General features: G+C 71.4%; 18 protein-coding genes. 6 read left to right on the forward strand and 12 right to left on the reverse strand.

The features are described 5' to 3' along the window. Positions 1-16 precede the first annotated feature (16 nt). Positions 17-1,558, forward strand: a complete 1,542-nt coding sequence (locus CG740_RS01995) for an APC family permease (protein ID WP_100573102.1) — start codon at positions 17-19, stop codon at positions 1,556-1,558. Next, positions 1,539-3,122: a GMC family oxidoreductase gene (locus tag CG740_RS02000; RefSeq protein WP_100573103.1), complete on the forward strand. Its 1,584-nt coding sequence runs from the start codon at positions 1,539-1,541 to the stop codon at positions 3,120-3,122. The genes CG740_RS01995 and CG740_RS02000 overlap by 20 nt, the downstream gene beginning before the upstream one ends. A 59-nt stretch (positions 3,123-3,181) precedes the next feature. Here the strand turns inward: CG740_RS02000 and CG740_RS02005 are convergent, their stop codons facing one another. Next, positions 3,182-3,655, reverse strand: a complete 474-nt coding sequence (locus CG740_RS02005; RefSeq protein WP_100573104.1) for an Lrp/AsnC family transcriptional regulator — start codon at positions 3,653-3,655, stop codon at positions 3,182-3,184. Between the two features lie 59 nt (positions 3,656-3,714). Here CG740_RS02005 and CG740_RS02010 point away from each other — a divergent pair, with 59 nt between their 5' ends. Further along, a complete protein-coding gene (locus CG740_RS02010; protein WP_100573105.1) occupies positions 3,715-4,932 on the forward strand; it encodes a trans-sulfuration enzyme family protein in 1,218 nt (405 codons plus the stop codon). Between the two features lie 79 nt (positions 4,933-5,011). On the opposite strand, the gene CG740_RS39510 is transcribed toward CG740_RS02010, so the two are convergent. Beyond that, the gene (locus CG740_RS39510) at positions 5,012-5,530 is read right to left on the reverse strand and encodes a hypothetical protein (protein WP_159030188.1); all 519 of its coding nucleotides are present in this window, start codon (positions 5,528-5,530) and stop codon (positions 5,012-5,014) included. Between the two features lie 237 nt (positions 5,531-5,767). Between CG740_RS39510 and CG740_RS02020 the strand changes: the two genes are divergently transcribed. Beyond that, a complete protein-coding gene (locus CG740_RS02020; RefSeq protein ID WP_100573107.1) occupies positions 5,768-7,999 on the forward strand; it encodes an RICIN domain-containing protein in 2,232 nt (743 codons plus the stop codon). Positions 8,000-8,008: 9 nt separating this feature from the next. On the opposite strand, the gene CG740_RS02025 is transcribed toward CG740_RS02020, so the two are convergent. Further along, positions 8,009-8,395: a PPOX class F420-dependent oxidoreductase gene (locus CG740_RS02025; protein ID WP_100573108.1), complete on the reverse strand. Its 387-nt coding sequence runs from the start codon at positions 8,393-8,395 to the stop codon at positions 8,009-8,011. A 232-nt stretch (positions 8,396-8,627) separates the two neighbouring features. Here CG740_RS02025 and CG740_RS02030 point away from each other — a divergent pair, with 232 nt between their 5' ends. Then, on the forward strand, positions 8,628-9,671 hold the full coding sequence (locus CG740_RS02030; RefSeq protein ID WP_100573109.1) for a methyltransferase: 1,044 nt from the start codon (positions 8,628-8,630) through the stop codon (positions 9,669-9,671). 28 nt (positions 9,672-9,699) lie between these two features. On the opposite strand, the gene CG740_RS02035 is transcribed toward CG740_RS02030, so the two are convergent. The 5 genes from CG740_RS02035 to CG740_RS02055 form a co-directional block, all read right to left on the reverse strand. After that, positions 9,700-10,170 carry a hypothetical protein gene (locus CG740_RS02035; protein WP_100573110.1) on the reverse strand — a complete coding sequence of 157 codons (471 nt, stop codon included), beginning with the start codon at positions 10,168-10,170 and terminating at the stop codon, positions 9,700-9,702. Between the two features lie 83 nt (positions 10,171-10,253). Then, positions 10,254-10,694 (reverse strand): hypothetical protein, encoded by a 441-nt coding sequence (locus tag CG740_RS02040; RefSeq protein ID WP_100573111.1) that lies wholly within the window; start codon positions 10,692-10,694, stop codon positions 10,254-10,256. Between the two features lie 37 nt (positions 10,695-10,731). Continuing rightward, complete coding sequence (locus CG740_RS02045; RefSeq protein ID WP_100573112.1) at positions 10,732-11,472, reverse strand: SDR family oxidoreductase; 741 nt, start codon at positions 11,470-11,472, stop codon at positions 10,732-10,734. Positions 11,473-11,574: 102 nt separating this feature from the next. Further along, a complete protein-coding gene (locus CG740_RS02050; protein ID WP_159030189.1) occupies positions 11,575-11,997 on the reverse strand; it encodes a hypothetical protein in 423 nt (140 codons plus the stop codon). A gap of 52 nt (positions 11,998-12,049) precedes the next feature. Beyond that, positions 12,050-12,526 carry a MarR family winged helix-turn-helix transcriptional regulator gene (locus CG740_RS02055; RefSeq protein ID WP_100573114.1) on the reverse strand — a complete coding sequence of 159 codons (477 nt, stop codon included), beginning with the start codon at positions 12,524-12,526 and terminating at the stop codon, positions 12,050-12,052. A gap of 134 nt (positions 12,527-12,660) precedes the next feature. On the opposite strand from CG740_RS02055, the gene CG740_RS02060 reads away from it, so the two are divergent. Continuing rightward, on the forward strand, positions 12,661-13,077 hold the full coding sequence (locus CG740_RS02060; RefSeq protein ID WP_100573115.1) for an organic hydroperoxide resistance protein: 417 nt from the start codon (positions 12,661-12,663) through the stop codon (positions 13,075-13,077). Between the two features lie 16 nt (positions 13,078-13,093). Here the strand turns inward: CG740_RS02060 and CG740_RS02065 are convergent, their stop codons facing one another. The 4 genes from CG740_RS02065 to CG740_RS02080 all read right to left on the reverse strand — a co-directional run bounded on the left by CG740_RS02065 (position 13,094) and on the right by CG740_RS02080 (position 17,873). Beyond that, the gene (locus CG740_RS02065; RefSeq protein WP_100573116.1) at positions 13,094-14,047 is read right to left on the reverse strand and encodes an NAD-dependent epimerase/dehydratase family protein; all 954 of its coding nucleotides are present in this window, start codon (positions 14,045-14,047) and stop codon (positions 13,094-13,096) included. Between the two features lie 270 nt (positions 14,048-14,317). Next, positions 14,318-15,826 (reverse strand): MFS transporter, encoded by a 1,509-nt coding sequence (locus tag CG740_RS02070; RefSeq protein WP_100573117.1) that lies wholly within the window; start codon positions 15,824-15,826, stop codon positions 14,318-14,320. A 138-nt stretch (positions 15,827-15,964) separates the two neighbouring features. After that, positions 15,965-17,509 (reverse strand): carboxylesterase/lipase family protein, encoded by a 1,545-nt coding sequence (locus CG740_RS02075; RefSeq protein WP_100573118.1) that lies wholly within the window; start codon positions 17,507-17,509, stop codon positions 15,965-15,967. 157 nt (positions 17,510-17,666) lie between these two features. Next, positions 17,667-17,873, reverse strand: a complete 207-nt coding sequence (locus CG740_RS02080; protein ID WP_100573119.1) for a hypothetical protein — start codon at positions 17,871-17,873, stop codon at positions 17,667-17,669. Between the last annotated feature and the right edge of the window lie 102 nt (positions 17,874-17,975).

Consider the following 17,975-nt stretch of genomic DNA (forward strand, 5'->3'; position numbering starts at 1 on the left):
TACTTGGAGTCTGGTCATGAGCATGACGAAGGATGACGACGATCTCCGGGAGTTCGGTTACAGACCCGAACTCAAGCGCACCCTCGGCAACTTCCACACCTTCGCCGCAGGCATCAGCTACATATCGATCCTGACCGGCACCTTCCAGCTGTTCTACTTCGGCTTCGGCTTCGGCGGCCCCGCCTACTGGTGGTCGTGGCCGCTGGTCTTCGTCGGCCAGCTGATGGTCGCCCTCTGCTTCGCCGAACTCGCCGCCAAGTACCCGGTGGCCGGCTCGGTCTACAACTGGGCCAAGAAGCTCGGCGGCCCGCACGTCGGCTGGCTGGCCGGCTGGATGATGCTGATCGCCTCGATCGTGTCGATCGCCGCGGTGGCCCTCGCCTACCAGGCGACCCTGCCGCAGATCTCCAAGGTGTTCCAGATCGTCGGCGACGGCACCGGAACCTACGACGTCGCCACCAACGCCGTGATCCTCGCCGCGGCGCTCATCCTCTTCACCACCCTGGTCAACGCGTTCGGCGTCAAGCTGATGGCCCGCATCAACACGGCCGGCGTCTTCCTCGAACTCGTCGCCACCGTCGTCCTGATCGTCCTGTTCGCCGTCCACGTGGTGCGCGGCCCCTCCGTCGTCCTCGACACCCACGGCCACGGCGGCAGCGGCAGCTTCGGCTACATGGGCGCCTTCCTCACCGCGGCCCTCGCCTCCGCCTATGTGATGTACGGCTTCGACACGGCCGCCTCCCTCGGCGAGGAGTCCGTCGACCCCTCCCGCAACGCGCCGCGCGCGATCCTGCGGGCGCTGCTCGCCTCGTTCGTACTCGGCGGCCTGATCCTGATCCTCGCCCTGATGAGTGTCTCCAGCCTCGACGGCAAGGGCATCACCAGCGACGGCCTCCAGTACGTGGTGCTCGACGTGCTCGGCGACACCGGCGGCAAGCTCATGCTGTGGTGCGTGCTGATCGCGGTCACCGTCTGCGCGCTCGCCGTGCACACCGCGGCCATCCGCCTCGCGTTCGCGATGTCCCGGGACAACAACCTGCCGGCCGCGTCCCTGATGGCCAAGGTCAGCCCGCGCTTCCAGACGCCCGTGCTCCCGGCCGTCGTGATCGGCGTCCTGGCCCTGGTGATCCTCCTGGTGAACATCCGCCAGCCGCAGATCTTCTCGGTGGTCACCAGCATCGGCATCATCATGATCTACGTCGCCTACCTGCTTGTCACCCTGCCGATGCTCATCGCCCGGCTGCGCGGCAAGTGGACCCCGGCCGGCGACGGCAAGTTCTCGCTGGGCCGCTGGGGCCTGCCGGTCAACATCCTCGGCGTCCTGTGGGGCGGCGCGATGACGCTCAACCTGGCCTGGCCGCGCGCCGAGGTCTACAACGCCACCGCCCCCTACCACTGGTACCTGCGCTGGGGCGCCTTCCTCTTCGTCGGAGCCGTCCTGCTCGGCGGCTTCGCCTACTACTGGTTCGTCCAGCGCCACAAGACGGGCGTCCTGGCCGGCCACGCCGCATCGGAAACCGAAAGTGAGTCAGAGACCCATGTCCACACAGCCCACTGAATCCCCCGTCCTCACCGAGGAGTTCGACTACGTCGTCGTCGGCGGCGGCACGGCGGGCAACGTGGTCGCGGCCCGGCTCAGCGAGGACCCCTCGGTCACCGTGTGCGTCCTGGAGGCCGGTCCCTCCGACGTCGGCGACGACAACGTCCTCAAGCTGGACCGATGGATGGGCCTGCTCGAATCCGGCTACGACTGGGACTACCCGGTCGAGCCCCAGACCCACGGCAACAGCTTCATGCGGCACGCCCGCGCCAAGGTGCTCGGCGGCTGCTCCTCGCACAACTCGTGCATCGCCTTCTGGGCGCCGGCCGAGGACCTCAACGCCTGGGAGGCGGCGGGCTGTTCGGGCTGGGGAGCGGCCGACATCTTCCCCCTGTACCAGCGCCTGGAGACCAACGACGCCCCCGGCGACCACCACGGCCGCAGCGGCCCGGTGAAGATCCGGAACGTCAAGTCGTCCGACCCCTGCGGTGCGGCGCTGCTCGAAGCGTGCGCCCAACAGGGCATCCCCACCACGCAGTTCAACGACGGCAGGACGGTGGTACGGGGAGCCAACTGGTTCCAGATCAACTCCGACGAGAACAACATCCGCCAGTCCTCCTCGGTGGCCTACCTCCACCCCGTGATGGACAAGCGCCCCAACCTCGTCGTACGCACCGGGGTGCGCGCCAAGAAGCTGATCATCGACGCGAACCGCCGCTGCACCGGCGCCGAGTACCTCGACCCGGACCTCATCCACACCCGTACCGTCACCGCACGGCGCGAGGTCATCGTGTCCTGCGGCTCGATCGACACCCCCAAGCTGCTGATGCTCTCGGGCATCGGCCCGGCCGCGCATCTGCGCGAGGTGGGCGTGGACGTCCTGGTCGACGCCCCCGGTGTCGGCGAGAACCTCCAGGACCATCCCGAGGGTGTCATCATGTGGGAGGCCAAGCAGCCCATGACGACGGCCTCCACCCAGTGGTGGGAGATCGGCATCTTCGCGGACACCGAACCCGGCCTGGAACGTCCCGACTTGATGTTCCACTACGGCCAGGTGCCGTTCGACATGAACACGGCCCGCTACGGCTACCCGACCACCGAGAACGCGTTCTGCCTCACCCCCAACGTGACGCAGGCCAAGTCCCGCGGCACCGTGCGCCTGCGCACCCGCGACTACCGGGACAAGCCGATGGTCGACCCGCGCTACTTCACGCACGAGCACGACGAGCGCGTCATGACGTACGGCCTCAAGCTGGCCCGGAAGATCGCGGCGCAGCCCGCGCTGAGCGGCTGGGCGGGCGCCGAACTCGCCCCGGGCCCGGACGTCCGCACCGACGACGAACTGCTCGACTACATCCGCAAGACCCACAACACCGTCTACCACCCCGCCTCCACGGTGAAGATGGGTGCCGACGACGACGCGATGGCGCCCGTGGACGCCCGGCTGCGCGTCAAGGGCATCGAAGGACTGCGGGTCTGCGACGGATCGGTCATGCCGGAACTCGTCACCGTCAACCCGTGCATCACCACCATGGCGATCGGCGAGAAGTGCGCCGACCTGCTGAAGGCCGACGCACGCTGACCCCCCGTCGACCGGTTCCGGACCTCCTGCACGGGGCCCGGGGCCGGTCCCCGCCCGGCCTAGGCCGGAGGCAGCAGGGGCCCGCAGTCCCACTGCTGGAAGATGAGCCGGGTCTCCACCCGGGCGACCTCCGGCCGTGAGGTGAACTCGTCCAGAACGAGCCGCTGAAGATCGGCCGTGTCCGCGACGGTCACATGCACGAGGTAGTCGTCGGGCCCGGTCAGATGGAACAGCGACCGGGATTCCGGCAGCGCCCTGACCCGCTCCACGAACGGGCCGATCAGATCGCGCCGGTGCGGACGCACCTGCACCGAAAGCAGTGCCTGAAGCCCCCGCCCCAGCTTCGCCGGGTCGACCCGCAGCTGATACCCGAGGATCACCCCGGAGCGCCGCAGCCGCGCCACGCGGTCCAGACAGGTGGAGGGCGCCACGCCCACCTCGGCGGCGAGATCGCGGTAGGTCATGCGTGCGTCGTTCTGCAAGAGGCGCAGAATGTGCAGATCCACCGGGTCCAGTACGACGGAATCGGCCATGGCCCGAACGTAACACGGGGTACGGCCCCGGAGGCCCGCCCACTGTTCACAGTGGACCCATGGACGCCGACACCACACCCGTGGACGCCAGAGCCGTGGACACCCTCGCCGTGCACGCCGGCCGCGAAGACCTCGCGGGCCTCGGGCTGCACGCCCCGCCGATCGACCTGTCCACCACCTACCCCTCCTACGACAGCAGGGGCGAAGCAGCCAGGATCGACGCCTTCGCCGCCACCGGCGAGGCCCCCGAGGGGCCGCCCGTCTACGGCCGGCTCGGCAACCCGACCGTCGCCCGCTTCGAGACGGCTCTGGCCACCCTGGAGGGAACCGAGTCAGCCGTCGCCTTCGCCAGCGGCATGGCGGCCCTGTCCGCCGTACTGCTCGCCCAGCACGCCACCGGCCGGCGCCACGTCGTCGCGGTGCGCCCCCTGTACGGGTGCAGCGACCATCTGCTGACCGCCGGACTCCTCGGCACCGAGGTCACCTGGGCCGACCCCGAGGCCGTCGCGGACGCGATCCGCCCCGACACCGCCCTGGTCATGGTCGAGAGTCCCGCCAACCCCACCCTCGCCGAGGTGGACCTGGCGGCGCTCGCCGAGGCCTGCGGCACGGTGCCGCTGCTCGTCGACAACACCTTCGCAACTCCCGTACTCCAGCGGCCCGTCACCAGCGGCGCCCGGCTCGTACTGCACAGCGCCACGAAGTACCTCGGCGGCCACGGGGACGTCCTCGGGGGAGTCGTCGCCTGCGACGAGGCCTTCGCCCGCCGCCTGCGTCAGATCCGCTTCGCCACGGGTGGCGTCCTGCACCCGCTCGCCGGCTATCTGCTCCTGCGCGGACTCTCGACCCTGCCGGTGCGCGTGCGGGCGGCGTCCGCCACCGCCGCCGGGCTCGCGGCCCGGCTCGCCGCCGACCCGCGCGTGCTGCGCGTCCACTACCCGAAGGTGGGCGGTGCCATGGTGGCCTTCGAGACGCTCGCCGACCCGCACGAGGTGATCGCCCGGGTCCGGCTGATCACCCCGGCCGTCAGCCTCGGCAGCGTCGACACGCTCATCCAGCACCCGGCCTCGATCAGTCATCGCATCGTGCCCGAGGACGACCGTGCCTCCTCCGGCGTCAGCGACCGGCTGCTGCGCATGTCGGTCGGCCTGGAGGACGCCGGGGACCTGTGGCGCGACCTGGACCAGGCGCTGGGCGATTCACTGGCAACACCCCTGCCAATCAAGGGAGTTCGGACGCTGCATGTGCCCGAGGGGGTGCAGTTCGCCGACGCGTGAGCCGAGCCGGTCCGGTGCCTCCGGGTGCCCCGAGGGCAGGTCGAGGCCGAGGTGCGCCCCAGGGCGGGGTGCCTCGGCCTCAGCCGTTCGTCTTGTTCCGGCTGAACTCGTCCGTGCCGAAGCCGTCCCAACTGACCTCCAGCTTGGCGCCGTTCATCCTCGCCGTGCCCTTGACCCGGGTGGTGTTCCCGTCCGCGCACTTCAGGCGCAGCGCCGTCGCCCCGGCGGTGCTGCTCGCCGTTCCGTTGCACAGGTGCTCGCCGAGCACCGAGGCCACCTTGCCCTTGATGACGAGTGCGACGGGCTTGCCCCGGGTCACGGCGACCCAGTTCCCGTCGAGCCCCTTGGCTCCGGGCGCCGCGCCCGCGGGGTCGCCTGTTTGCTTGCCCCGGGCGGGAGTTGAGGATCCTCCCGACCCCGCCGGTGCCTGCCCGGGCGCGCTGCTGCCCGGCGTCGCCTGCCCCGTTGCCTGCCCCGACGGCTGTCCCGACGGCTTGTCCGAAGCCTTGTCGGAGCCTCCGCTGCTGCACCCCGAGGCCACGAGGGCGGCGGCGAGCCCCACGGAGGCGAGGCCGGTGGTACGCAAGAACCTGTGCACTGCTGATCGTCCCCTTGCGACGCGCTTTTCCGGACGCGTCAAGCTACCAGCCACCCGCCCCGCCCATCGGAACTTCTTCCGTTCCTGAACTCTTGACGGGTTCGCCGGGTCCTCCTAACTTCACACCTTGAAGAAAGCCATGAACCCCACCCGTCACTCGTGATGACGTTCCACGGCTCGTAACTCCTCCCGTACACCCCCCACTTATCCGTGCACCCCGCGGTACAGGAGAGACGTATGAGAACTCCAGGATCCACCGGATCTTCCGGACCCCCGGCCCCGCGCCGCGCCACCCCCACCGTCCCGCTGCTCGCCCTGGGCGCCCTGCTCGCCTCTCTGGTGTCGGCGACCGCGCTCGCCCCCTCGGCGCACGCCGCCGACCTGCCGTCGGGCTGGGTCACCGTGGCCGCCAGGAACAGCGGCAAGTGCGTGGACGCGGCGGCGGCCGGTACCGCCGACGGCACGGCCGTCCAGCAGTACGCCTGCAACGCGAGCGCCGCACAGCAGTGGCAGTTCCAGACGACGAGCGACGGATACGTTCGCGTCAACAACCGCAATGACGCCGGCAAGGCCTGGGACGTCACCGACGTCTCGACCGCCGACGCCGCGCCCGTCCAGCTGTGGACGTACGGCGGCGGGGCCAACCAGCAGTGGCTGCCCGTCCAGGAGGCGGGCGGCAGCTACCACTTCGTGAACCGCAACAGCGGCAAGTGCCTCGACGTGCCGAGCGCCTCGACGGCGGACGGCGCCCGGATGCAGCAGTACGCGTGCAACGGGAGCGCGGCCCAGTCCTTCGCGCTGGACTCCGCGAGCGGGCCACAACCCCCCTCCGGCACACCGGACTTCGGGCCGAACGTCACCGTCTTCGACCCGTCGATGTCCGCCTCCGCCATCCAGGGCCGGCTCAACCAGGTCTTCGCCCAGCAGGAGAAGAACCAGTTCGGCGCACAACGCTACGCCCTGCTCTTCAAGCCCGGCACCTACAGCGCAGACGCCAACGTGGGCTTCTACACCCAGGTCGCCGGTCTCGGTCTCTCCCCGGACGACGTCACCATCAACGGCGCCGTGCACGCCGAGGCCGACTGGTTCCAGGGCAACGCCACCCAGAACTTCTGGCGCTCGGCGGAGAACCTGTCGGTCAACCCCACGGGCGGCAGCGACCGTTGGGCCGTGTCCCAGGCAGCCCCCTACCGCCGGATGCATGTGCGCGGCGACCTCCAGCTGGACGACGGCGGCTGGTCGAGCGGCGGTTTCATCGCCGATTCGAAGATCGACGGCCAGGTGCGCTCCGGCTCCCAGCAGCAGTGGCTCTCGCGCAACACCCAGTGGGGCAGCTGGAACGGCTCCAACTGGAACATGGTGTTCGTCGGCGACGTCAACGCCCCCGCCAACACCTTCCCCAACCCGCCCTACACCACGGTCGCGCAGTCACCCGTGACCCGTGAGAAGCCGTTCCTGTACGTGGACGGGGCCGGCGCGTACAAGGTGTTCGTGCCCGCCCTGCGGACCAACACCCAGGGCACGACCTGGTCGGGTGCCACCCAGCCCGGCAGCTCGCTCGGGATCGACACCTTCTTCATCGTGAAGCCGGGCGCCACCGCCGGCGCCATCAACCAGGCACTCGCCCAGGGCAAGAACCTGCTGTTCACGCCCGGTGTCTACCATCTCGACCAGACCCTGAACGTGAACCGGGCCGACACCGTAGTGCTCGGCCTCGGGCTCGCCACCCTGGTCCCCGACAACGGCATCACCGCGATGAGCGTGGCCGACGTCGACGGGGTGAACCTGGCCGGTCTGCTCATCGACGCCGGCACCACCAACTCCGGGACCCTGATGAGGATCGGGCGGAGCGGGGCGAGCGCCCGGCACGGCGCCGACCCGACCTCCCTGCACGACGTGTTCTTCCGCATCGGCGGCGCCGGAGTCGGCCGAGCCACCCAGAGCCTCGTCGTCAACAGTTCCGACGTCATCGGCGACCACATGTGGCTGTGGCGCGCGGACCACGGCAGCGGCGTCGGCTGGACCAGCAACACCGCCGCCAACGGCCTCGTCGTGAACGGCACCGACGTCACGATGTACGGCCTGTTCGTCGAGCACTACCAGCAGCACCAGGTCATCTGGAACGGCAATGGCGGACGCACCTACTTCTTCCAGAACGAGATGCCCTACGACCCGCCGGACCAGGGCTCCTGGATGAACGGCCCGACCCGCGGCTACGACGCGTACAAGGTGGCGAGCGGGGTGACCAGCCACGAGGCATGGGGGCTCGGCAGCTACTGCTACTTCAGCTCCAACCCCTCGGTGGTGGCCGAGCGCGCCTTCGAGGCACCCCCCGCACCGGGAGTCCGCTTCCACGACCTGGTGACGGTCTCCCTCGGCGGCACCGGCACCATCAACCACGTCATCAACACCAGCGGAGGGCCCTCCAACTCCGCGAACAATGTGGCCGACCTGGTCTCGGGCCCCTGATGGTCCCGCTCAGTCGTCGAGGGTGATCCGGACGGCCACCGTGCCCGTCGCGCCGCGCCGCAGCCGGCTGCCGAGCAGGGTGAGCCGTCCGATCACGCCGTACTTGCGGCGCAGCAGCGCCCGGCAGGCCTCGGCGGTCGCCGGGTCGCAGATCTCCGCGGTCGCGGGATGCGGCTCGCCCGTCGGGTTGCCGCGCACGTCGCAGGGGCCGACCAGCACATCGGACCGGTTGCGGATGCGCTTGACCTTCCAGGAGTCGGCGACCGTCCAGATCATCAGGGCATCGCCGTCCCGGACCACCCACACCGGGGTGGCGACGCCCGTGCCGTTCTTCTTGTACGTCGTGACGAGCAGGTACTTGCCGGCGCCGAGCCGGTTCAGTACTTCGGTGGGCATGGCGCCGTCCTCGGGTCCGCGGAGAAGCTGGAAGGCCCTTTCTAGCAGGTGGGCGCCGAGGGCGGCCGAACCGGAAGCCGCGGCGGCCCGTGCGGCGGCCCTGACCGGAAGGCGACTTGACGGTCCACCGGCCCGGCCGAAATCCGCACCGGCGCGCGGGACGCGCTGCGACCATGGGACGGCAGACCTCTGCCGCGGCAGAGGCCACCTCGCGTGACGACAGGAGCGACCGTTGGCGACCAGCTCGGACCACCCGCAGCACCCCACCGCCCCCACCGTCCCCGCCGGCCCCTCACCGCTCAACGGGCTGTTGTACGGACACATCTACTCGGCCGCCGTACGGGCCGTGGCGGTGCACCGCATCGCCGACCGCCTCGCCGACGGCCCCCGTGCCGTCGAGGATCTCGCCAAGGACTGCGGCCTGCACGCGGACTCCCTGCGGCGCGTTCTGCGGCTGCTCGCGATGCACGGCCTGTTCAGCCAGGACGGGAGCGGCGCCTTCGGCCTGACCGAGGCGGGACGGCCGCTGCGTACGGACGTTCCCGGATCGCAGCACGCGGCGGCCCTGTTCATCACCGACGAGATGCTCCGCCGGGCCTCCTACGGCATCACGGACACCCTGCGCACGGGGGAGACATCGTTCGAAGCCGCCTATGGGCGCCCGTTCTTCGAGCATCTGGCGGCCACGCCCGCAGCACGGGACCTGTTCGACGCGGGGATGGCCTCGCTGTCCGGCCGGGTCGTCGAGCTGGTCGCGGGCAGCTACGCGTTTCCCGACGGCGGGACCGTCGTCGATGTCGGCGGCGGCCGGGGTGGCTTCCTGCGCGCGGTGCTCAGCCGTGAACCGGGCCTGAACGGCGTGCTGTTCGACCGCCCGGACACCGTCTCGGACCATCTGCTCGACGCCGAGGAGCTGACCGGGCGCTGGAGGGTGGCGGCCGGCGACTTCTTCACCGGGGTACCGGCCGGCGGCGATCTCTATCTGCTCAAGAACATCCTGCACGACTGGGACGACGAGGACTGCCTGCGCATCCTGGGAGCCGTCCGCCGGGCCGCCGCCCCGGGCAAGCGGCTCCTGGTGGTGGACGCGGTCCTGCCCGACAACGGCGACCCGCACCCCGCCGTCGAGCTGGACATGATCATGCTCATGGTGCTGAAGGGCAGGGAGCGTACGGCCGCGGAGTTCGAGAGCCTGCTCACCCGGTCCGGCTTCCGCCTGAACCGGGTCCTGCCCACCCCGTCGCTGTCGTCGATCATCGAGGCGGAAGCGGTCTGAACGGCCCCGGCCACCGGCCGGCCGGCCGCTACGCCCCCGCGACGAGATCGCGGACGTACAGGGCGAGGATGCCGAGCAGGGCGAGGATGACGAGCCAGGAGGTGAGGCCGGTGTGCCGGCTCCTGCGCGCCGGCTTCGGCGTCCGTCCCGCTCTCGTCCTGCGTGGTCCGCCCGGCTTCGACGGGCGCGCGGCGCCGCGGGGGGCGGGCCCCGCGGCGGTCTCCGCGAGCAACCTCCGGCAGATCGCCGCGAGTTCGGCCCGGCCGACGGTGAGACTGGCCACCGCCTCCGAGCGGGCCGGGGCGGTGGTGCCGCCGTCCAGGATGCGGCCGGCCCGGATCAGGACCTGGTCCTCGCCGCCGGTGGGGGAGAGGCTGATCCAGCGCTCGACATGGGAGCCCCGGATCACCACGGTGCCCGAACGTTCGCGGTACAGCGTGTGCTCCCGCCACAACAGCTCGGCCAACTCGCCTGCTGTCTCCCGTAGTTGCGCGTTCACGCCACTTCCCCCCACACCCCTGGACCATCGAACAAGCATCGCACTCTAGCGGCAGTCGGGATGAGGTGCGAACCGGAAGTGGATCACCCCGCCGGTTCGACCTCCAGGTAGTGGTGCCGGCGCGGCCCGCGGTACTCCAGCGCCACCCACCCCAGCGTTCGCAGCGCCTCGGCACACCGCCGCAGCGCCTCGTTCGCCGTGTACTCGGCGCCGCTTCCGGGCGGGCCCAGCCATTCGACGCGGACCACGCGGTCGCCGTCCGCGGCACTGGCCCGATAGCCCGTGGCGCACCGCGTGCCGCCGCCGTCCACTGCGGAGGGCTCGATGCCCGAGGCCTCCAGGGCGAGGGCGACGGCCCGCAGCGGATTGCGCCGTTCCCACTCGGCGGGGCCCGATGTCCCCATGACCCGGCGGATGTTCAGCAGTCCGTCGAAGGCGATGCGTACGGCGGCCGCCCGCTCGGTGCCCCGCACCAGGGGCCCGTCCCCCGTGGCCGCCTCGAACGGCCGCGCCGCGTCAGTCATCCGACCGCTCCTCAACTCGCTCCCGGATCAGCACAGTTCACCTACCGCCGGAGACCCGCAGGATCGCGCCGGTGGTGTACGAGGCGTCGGACGACAGGAGCCAGGAGACGGCTGCCGCGATCTCGGACGCCTTGCCCGGGCGGCCGAGCGGGATGCTGTCGGCCATCCTGGCCGGGCGCCCGGGATCGCCCATCGTGGCGTGCATGTCGGTGTCGATCAGACCGGGCGAGACCGCGTTGACCCGGATGCGATCCCGGCCGAGCTCCTTGGACAGGCCGATGGTCAGTGTGTCGGTGGCCGCCTTGGACGCCGCGTAGTGGACGTAGTCGCCGGGGCTGCCGAGGGTGGCCGCCGCGGAGGAGATGTTGACGATGGCGCCGCCACCCGAGGCCGCCATGTCGCGGGCCGCGCGACGGCAGCAGAGCAGATAACCGAGCAGATTCACCTCAAGGACCCGGCGCAGGTCCTCGGTGCGGGCGTCGGCGAGCCGGGTGAGCGGGCCGGTGACACCGGCGTTGTTGACCAGGCCGGTCACCGGCCCCAGCTCCGCCGCGGCCGTGTCGAACAGCCGCTCCACGTCCGCCTCTTGAGAGGTGTCGGCCCGCACGGAGACGCAGCGGGCCCCGGCGGCGCGCACCGCCTCGGCCGCCGCCCGGGCGGCCTCCTCGTCGCTGACGTACCCGAGGACGAGATCGTGCCCGTCGGCGGCGAGCCGGGCGCAGGTCGCCGCGCCGATGCCCCGGCTGCCGCCGGTGACGAGGGTGACCGGACGTGCCATGTGCTTCTCCTGTGCTGGTTGGTGTGACCCCGCGCGCCCGCACCAAGTCTTACCGCACGGCCACCGGATCGGCACGCGGCCCCTGGCCCGTGGCCTTCGGGGTCATCCCGTACGCCACCAGACGGCCAGCCATCGTTCGTGGCGCTCCCGCGCGACCCGGGCGTCCGGGCCGGCCGGGCGGGCACCGAGCGTGATCCCGCACCGGGCACAGAGGTCGTGCTCCTCGTGACCGGTGAACCACCGGGTCGTGCCGGCCCGTCCGTCGCACGCCGGGCACGTTGAGGAGGGCTCGGCGGCGAGCCACAACTGCCGCGCGGCGCCGAGCTCTTCCACGGCTCGCACCAGGGACAGCGGATCCGCTGCGAGGTCCCCGGGCACACCGGCGCTGACGCAGAGGTGGTGATAGGTCGCCCGAAACCCGTAGGGAGCGAACATCACCACACAGGTGCGCAGGTTCGCGTGCCGGGCACGCGGCGTCAGCCGTACGTCGTGCACGCGCTGTCGGTGTGTCGCGAAGCCACTCATCGGCGCAGGCTATGCCGTGCCGTATGGGGTGCGCACATGAGTTGCGGCCTGGCTATGGGTGGGCCGCCGCCGCGGCGTCGAGGCCCTCGGTCAGGGTGGCCAGCAGGGCGCGCAAGGTGTGGAAGTCCTCGGGGGGCAGGTTGACCGCGCGCGCGATGTGCTGCGGCACCACCCGGGCGCGCTCCCGCAGGGCCGTGCCCTGGTCGGTGAGGCGGATGGTGACGGACCGCTCGTCCGCCCGGCTGCGGTGCCGCTCGACGAAGCCCGCCGACTCCAGGCGCTTGAGCAGCGGCGACAGCGTGCCCGAATCCAGCCGCAGCTTCTCGCCGATGCTCTTGACCGGCAGCTCGCCGTGCTCCCAGAGCGTCAGCATCACGAGGTACTGCGGATACGTCAGACCCAGGTCCTTCAGGAGCGTGCGGTAGACGCCGTTGAAGGCGCGCGAAGCCGCGTGCAGCGAGAAGCAGAGCTGGAGGTCGAGCCGCAGGTAGTCCTCGTCGTGCGGGCGGGCGGGGGGCGTGGTCACCATGCGACCAGGCTAACACCACGCCATTTAGTTGTGCACAACTTAATTGTGTGCTTCAGTTGGTTCCGGGCAGCCGACGCTTCCCCGTACGGACCCGCACCGGATCCGTACGGAGTCACATGAGAGGAACCGATCCCATGGACGCGCTCTACACCGCGGTGGCGACCGCCAACGGCCGCGAGGGCCGCACCGTCAGCTCCGACGGACAGCTCGACCTGCCGCTCGCCTTCCCGCCGGCCCTCGGGGGCGACGGCCGGGGCACCAACCCCGAGCAGCTCTTCGCCGCCGGGTACGCGGCCTGCTTCGCCAGCGCCATGGGCTCGGTCGCCCGTCAGCTGAAGCTCGACGTCAAGGACGTCTCGGTGACCGCCGAGGTCGGCATCGGCAAGGACCCGGCCGACGGCGGCTTCGGCATCGGCGTGGTCATGCGCGTCGAGCTCCCCGAGCACCTGGAGGGCGAGGCCGGCGCGAAGCTCGTCGAGCTGACCCACGCCGCCTGCCCGTACTCCAAGGCCACCCGCGGAAACATCCCCTTCGAGATCGTCATCGAGTAGCCGCGCGCGCCGGACGTCAGGCCTGCTTGGCCAGCAGGCCGCGGTACCACGCGAGCGTGGCGTCGACGGTGTCGCCCAGGGCGACCGGCGCCGTGCGGAACGCGGCCTCGAAGGCGCCCGAGTCCATGATCTGCGGCTCGGTGTGCTGATAGAACATCTCGGCGTACGCGCCCATGAAGACCTCGTCGAACGGGCCGAAGGCGCGCGGCGCGTTCAATGTGACGATCTTCAGCGGGCGGCCCACCCGGTCCTCGATCATGCCGAGGATCTCGCGGGTGGTCCGGGCCGGCGCCGTCGGGAGGTGCCAGACGCGGCCGTCGCCGTGCGGGCTCTCGCCGAGCGTGGCGAGGCCCGCGGCCACCGCGCGGATGTCGGTGTAGCTGTGCGGCAGGTCGATGTCGCCCATGGTCAGCACCTCGCCGCCGGTCAGCGCGCCGGGGAAGACCGCCGCGCCGAGCGTCGAGTTGAGGACGCCGGGACCGACGAAGTCGGCGGACCGGCCGAGCACCACCGAAGCGCGCTCCTCGCGGTGCGCGGCGAGATAGATCTCGTCGAGCTCGGCCCGCATCCGGCCCTTGTGGGTGGTGGCGCGCCAGGGCGTCTCCTCGGTCATCACCTCGCCGCCCGTCCTGCCGTACGGGTAGAGCGTGTCGAGCACGACCAGCCGGGCTCCCTCCGCCTCCGCGGCGCCGAGCACCGCCCGCTGGATCCGGGGCATGACCTCGACCTGGAGCTGGTAGGCGACGTTCACACAGTGGTAGACGACCCCTGCCCCGTGGACGGCGGCCGCGGCCCCCTCGGGTGTCGAGACATCGCCCCGCATCCGGTCGACTCCCGCCGGGGCGGCGCCCTGTCCGGCCCGGTCGACGAGCCGGACCGGGTGGCCGCGGTGGGCGAGCTCGGTGGCGAGGGCGGTGCCGGCCGGCCCCGAGCCGAGGACCACGTGCAGGTTGCTTTCGGTGTGTGCCATGACGCATCCCCTCCTGGCCGGGACGCTGCCGCGCCCGGCAGTGTTATGTGCAGTGCCGTTAGTTAGAGACTATAACTCTCGCTATTAGTCGACGCAATGACGTGATGCTGCTGCCCTGGCCGGTGATGGGTTGGCTGCTGGATCGGCCGGCGGGCTCCGGGGCCCGGGCTCACGGGCCCGGGCCCGTACGGCGGCATGCGAAAGCGGGCGGTGGCTCGTGCCCACCGCCCGCCGAAAGTGCCTCGCCCCTCCTCGGAGGGGGAGGCCGTCCTATGCCGCCGGCGCCCCCGGCGGTGTCGGGCCCTCACCCGTCGCGGCGAGGCGTGCCGACAGCGGGGCGGCGATGTCCTCCAGGGACTTGCCCTCGGCGTCGACCGCCAGGAAGGCGGCCACCACCCCGGCCGCCGTCATCAGGGCCGCCCCGATGCTGAAGGCGAGCACGGCATCGCCCACCACGCCGCTGGAGGTCAGCGCCGAGAAGACCAGCGGCCCGGAGATGCCGCCCGCCGCCGTCCCTATGGCGTAGAAGAGGGCGATCGCCATCGCCCGCGTCTCCATCGGGAAGATCTCGCTCACCGTGAGATAGGCGGAACTGGCGCCCGCCGACGCGAAGAACAGCACCACACACCAACAGGCCGTCATGGTGGTGGAGTTGAGCCATCCCTGGGCGAAGAGCCAGGCGGTGACGAACAGCAGCACACCCGAGAGCACATACGTCCCGGCGATCATCTTCCGCCGGCCCACGGTGTCGAAGAGCTTCCCGAGCAGCAGCGGACCCAGGAAGTTGCCGAAGGCGATGACGGCGAAGAAGTAACCCGTCGTGCCGCTGGAGACGTCGAAGAACTTCACCAGGATCGAGCTGAACCCGAAGGTGATCGCGTTGTAGAGGAACGCCTGCCCGATGAACAGGGAGAAACCGAGCACCGCCCGCTTGGGGTAGGACTTGAACAGCGTCCGGGCGATCTCCACGAAGCCCACGCTCGTGCGCTGCTCGATGGTGATGGAGCTGCCCGGCTCGGGGAGCCTTCTGCCGGTCTCCTCCTCCACCGTGTGCTCCACGTCGTCGAGCAGCTTCTCCGCGCCCTCCTCCTTGCCGTGGATGAACATCCAGCGCGGGCTCTCCGGCACATGCCGCCGCACCAGCAGGATCACCAGGCCGAGCACCACGCCGAGCGCGAAGGTGAGGCGCCAGCCGATGTCCTTGGGCAGCAGATCGGTGTTGAGGGCGAGCACCGAGAGCAGCGCCCCGCCCATCGCGCCCAGCCAGTAGCTGCCGTTGATGATGAGGTCCACCCGGCCGCGGTACTTGCTCGGGATCAGCTCGTCGATGGCCGAGTTGATGGCCGCGTACTCGCCCCCGATGCCGAAGCCGGTCAGGAAGCGGAACAGGAAGAACCACCACGCGGTGAAGGACAGCGCGGTCATCGCGGTCGCGGCGAGATAGACCGCGAGCGTGACCAGGAACAGCTTCTTGCGCCCGAAGCGGTCGGTCAGCCAGCCGAAGAACAGCGCGCCCGCGCAGGCGCCGGCCACATACAGCGCGGCGCCCAGGCCGGTGACCTGGGCGTCGCTGATGGCGAGCCCGCTGCCGGGCTCCGAAAGCCGGCTCGCGATGTTGCCGACGACGGTGACCTCAAGACCGTCCAGGATCCATACGGTGCCGAGGCCGATCACGATCATCCAGTGCCACCGCGACCAGGGCAGCCGGTCCAGTCTGGCCGGCACGGAGGTGGTGATCGTTCGCGGCCCCGTCCCGGGGCCCTGCACCGCATTGCTCATGAACTGTCTCCTGCCGCCGGGAGCCGAAACCGCACCTGCCGGACGCGTGTACCCGGCGTGCACCGGACATACTCCCCGCAACGCCCCGCGCCCGGCCGCACCCGGCGGACGCGGCGCGCCCCCCCCTGCGGGCCGCTCTCAGGAGGAGGCCACGGGATCGACGTCGGCGTTCAACTCCAGTGCGGTGAAGTCGTGTTCGGCCCAGATCCGGCGCGAGACCTCCTGCGGGTACGGCACGGTGTGCGGCTCGGCGGCGAACACCCGGGTCAGCCGTTCGCCGGTGCGGCAGGGCGCCCAGCCGGGATCGCCGTGCTCCGCGAACGCGTGCCACGCCCGGCCCATCGCCTCCGAGACGGCCCACGCGTCGGCGGGCGGTTCCTCCCCGAGCGCCAGGGTGGCGATGCCGCCGATCAGGTTGCCGAACACCAGCGGCACGTCCAGGCCGTGGCAGGCCCCGAGCGCCCCGCCGAAAGCGGGCGCCGGCCACGCCAGTTCGTAGAGGTACGAGGTGCCGCCGCCCGCCGTGTGCGCCTCGGCCAGCCGCAGGCTCGGCATCCGGAACAGCCAGTCCGACATCACCAGGTCCTGGAGCGTGGTCGGATCCGCGTCCGGGTGGGCCGCCCGATAGGCCGCCGCGCCCCCGCTCCCGGGCGCGAACCGCGACAGTACGGCGTCGGCCTCCTCCTGGGTGACCCTGCCGGAGCGGCCCGACATGACCGTGAACAGCTTCGCCTCGTCCCGGTTGTGACCCGCGATCAGCTCCACGTCCCTGCCCTGGCCGGCCCGCAGCGCCTCCCAGGGGGAACGGGGCAACACCTCGCCGTCGACCACCGGCGAGAACGGCAGATGGGCGTGGGCGATCTGCCCCCAGCGCGCCCCCCGACCGGTGATACCGCCGAGTACGGCGTCCGCCGCGTCGCGCAGCGCCTTGGGCGCGACCGGGGCCAGCGCCGCCAGGGTCGGGGGCAGTCCGAGCTCCGCGGCCACGCTCGCGCCGACGTCCGCGGCGAGCGCCGGGCCGAAGACCGAGCCGGGCACGCTCTGGGCCACCGCCCGGCGGAACAGGCCCGCGGCCCTCGGCATCGCGAGCAGCGCGGCGATGGCGCCGGCCCCCGCCGATTCGCCGAAGACGGTCACCCGGTCCGGGTCGCCGCCGAACGCCGCGATGTTGTCCCGCACCCACTCCAGGGCGGCGACCTGGTCGAGCAGCGCCCGGTTGGGCACCGCGCCCTCGAAGTGGCCGTACCCCTCCGCGCCGACCCGGTGGTTGAACGTGACGACGACCGCGCCCCGGCGGGCCAGCGCCGCGCCGTCGTAGGTGGGCCCCTCGGCCGAGCCGACCAGGTAGGCACCGCCGTAGATCCACACCATGACCGGCAGCCGGGCCGTCGCGGCCGGGTCCGGGGACCAGACGTTCACCGTCAGCCATTCGTCCGAGTCGCCGGTGTTCTCGGGCCCGGAGCCGAACCCGAGCCCGAGGGACTGCGGGGGAGTGGGCCCGAACGAGACCGCCTCACGGACGCCGTCCCACGGCAGGGCGGGTACGGGCGGGGCCAGGTGCAGGGCGCCGACGGGCGGCCGGGCGAACGGCATGCCGCGGAAGACGGCCATGCCGTCCACCGTACGGCCGCGGACGGAACCGGCGGTGGTGCGGATCTCGGGTGCGCGGGTGGGCTCGGGCATGCGTTGTCCCTTCTCGGCAGCGGTACTCCACGATACGGAGCCGAGAAGGGGAAGGGCGAGGCGGCACGGACCTGGCACACCGTCAACTCGCATGCTGGACCGGGTAGTTAACACCGGTGGCGGGCGGGGGTGGTCTTCCGCCCGCCGGGCGGTCCGGCTACGGGGTTTCGCGCAGGTACAGCGCGCCGCAGGTGTGACAGAACGGGTGGGCGGTCTCCGTACCCCAGGCGTCGTCGGGCTGTTCCTCCGCGCCCGGCACCAAGTCGGCCCCGCACATGGCGTGTTGCTCGTCGCCGCGGACCATGTGCCATTCCTTGAGGGTGTCGCCGTCGGGGAGTCTCTCGGCAACGATGCGATGGCGCACTGGTGGCTCCTCTTCCTTCTCGGGCCGCGCCCGGCCGCCCGGCCGCGGACGCCGGGTGGGCCCCGGCGTTTCGACACTGTCACCGGTACCACGCGGGCGCAT

This window comes from Streptomyces sp. CB01201, assembly GCF_002803085.1.
Lineage (GTDB): Bacteria > Actinomycetota > Actinomycetes > Streptomycetales > Streptomycetaceae > Streptomyces > Streptomyces hundungensis.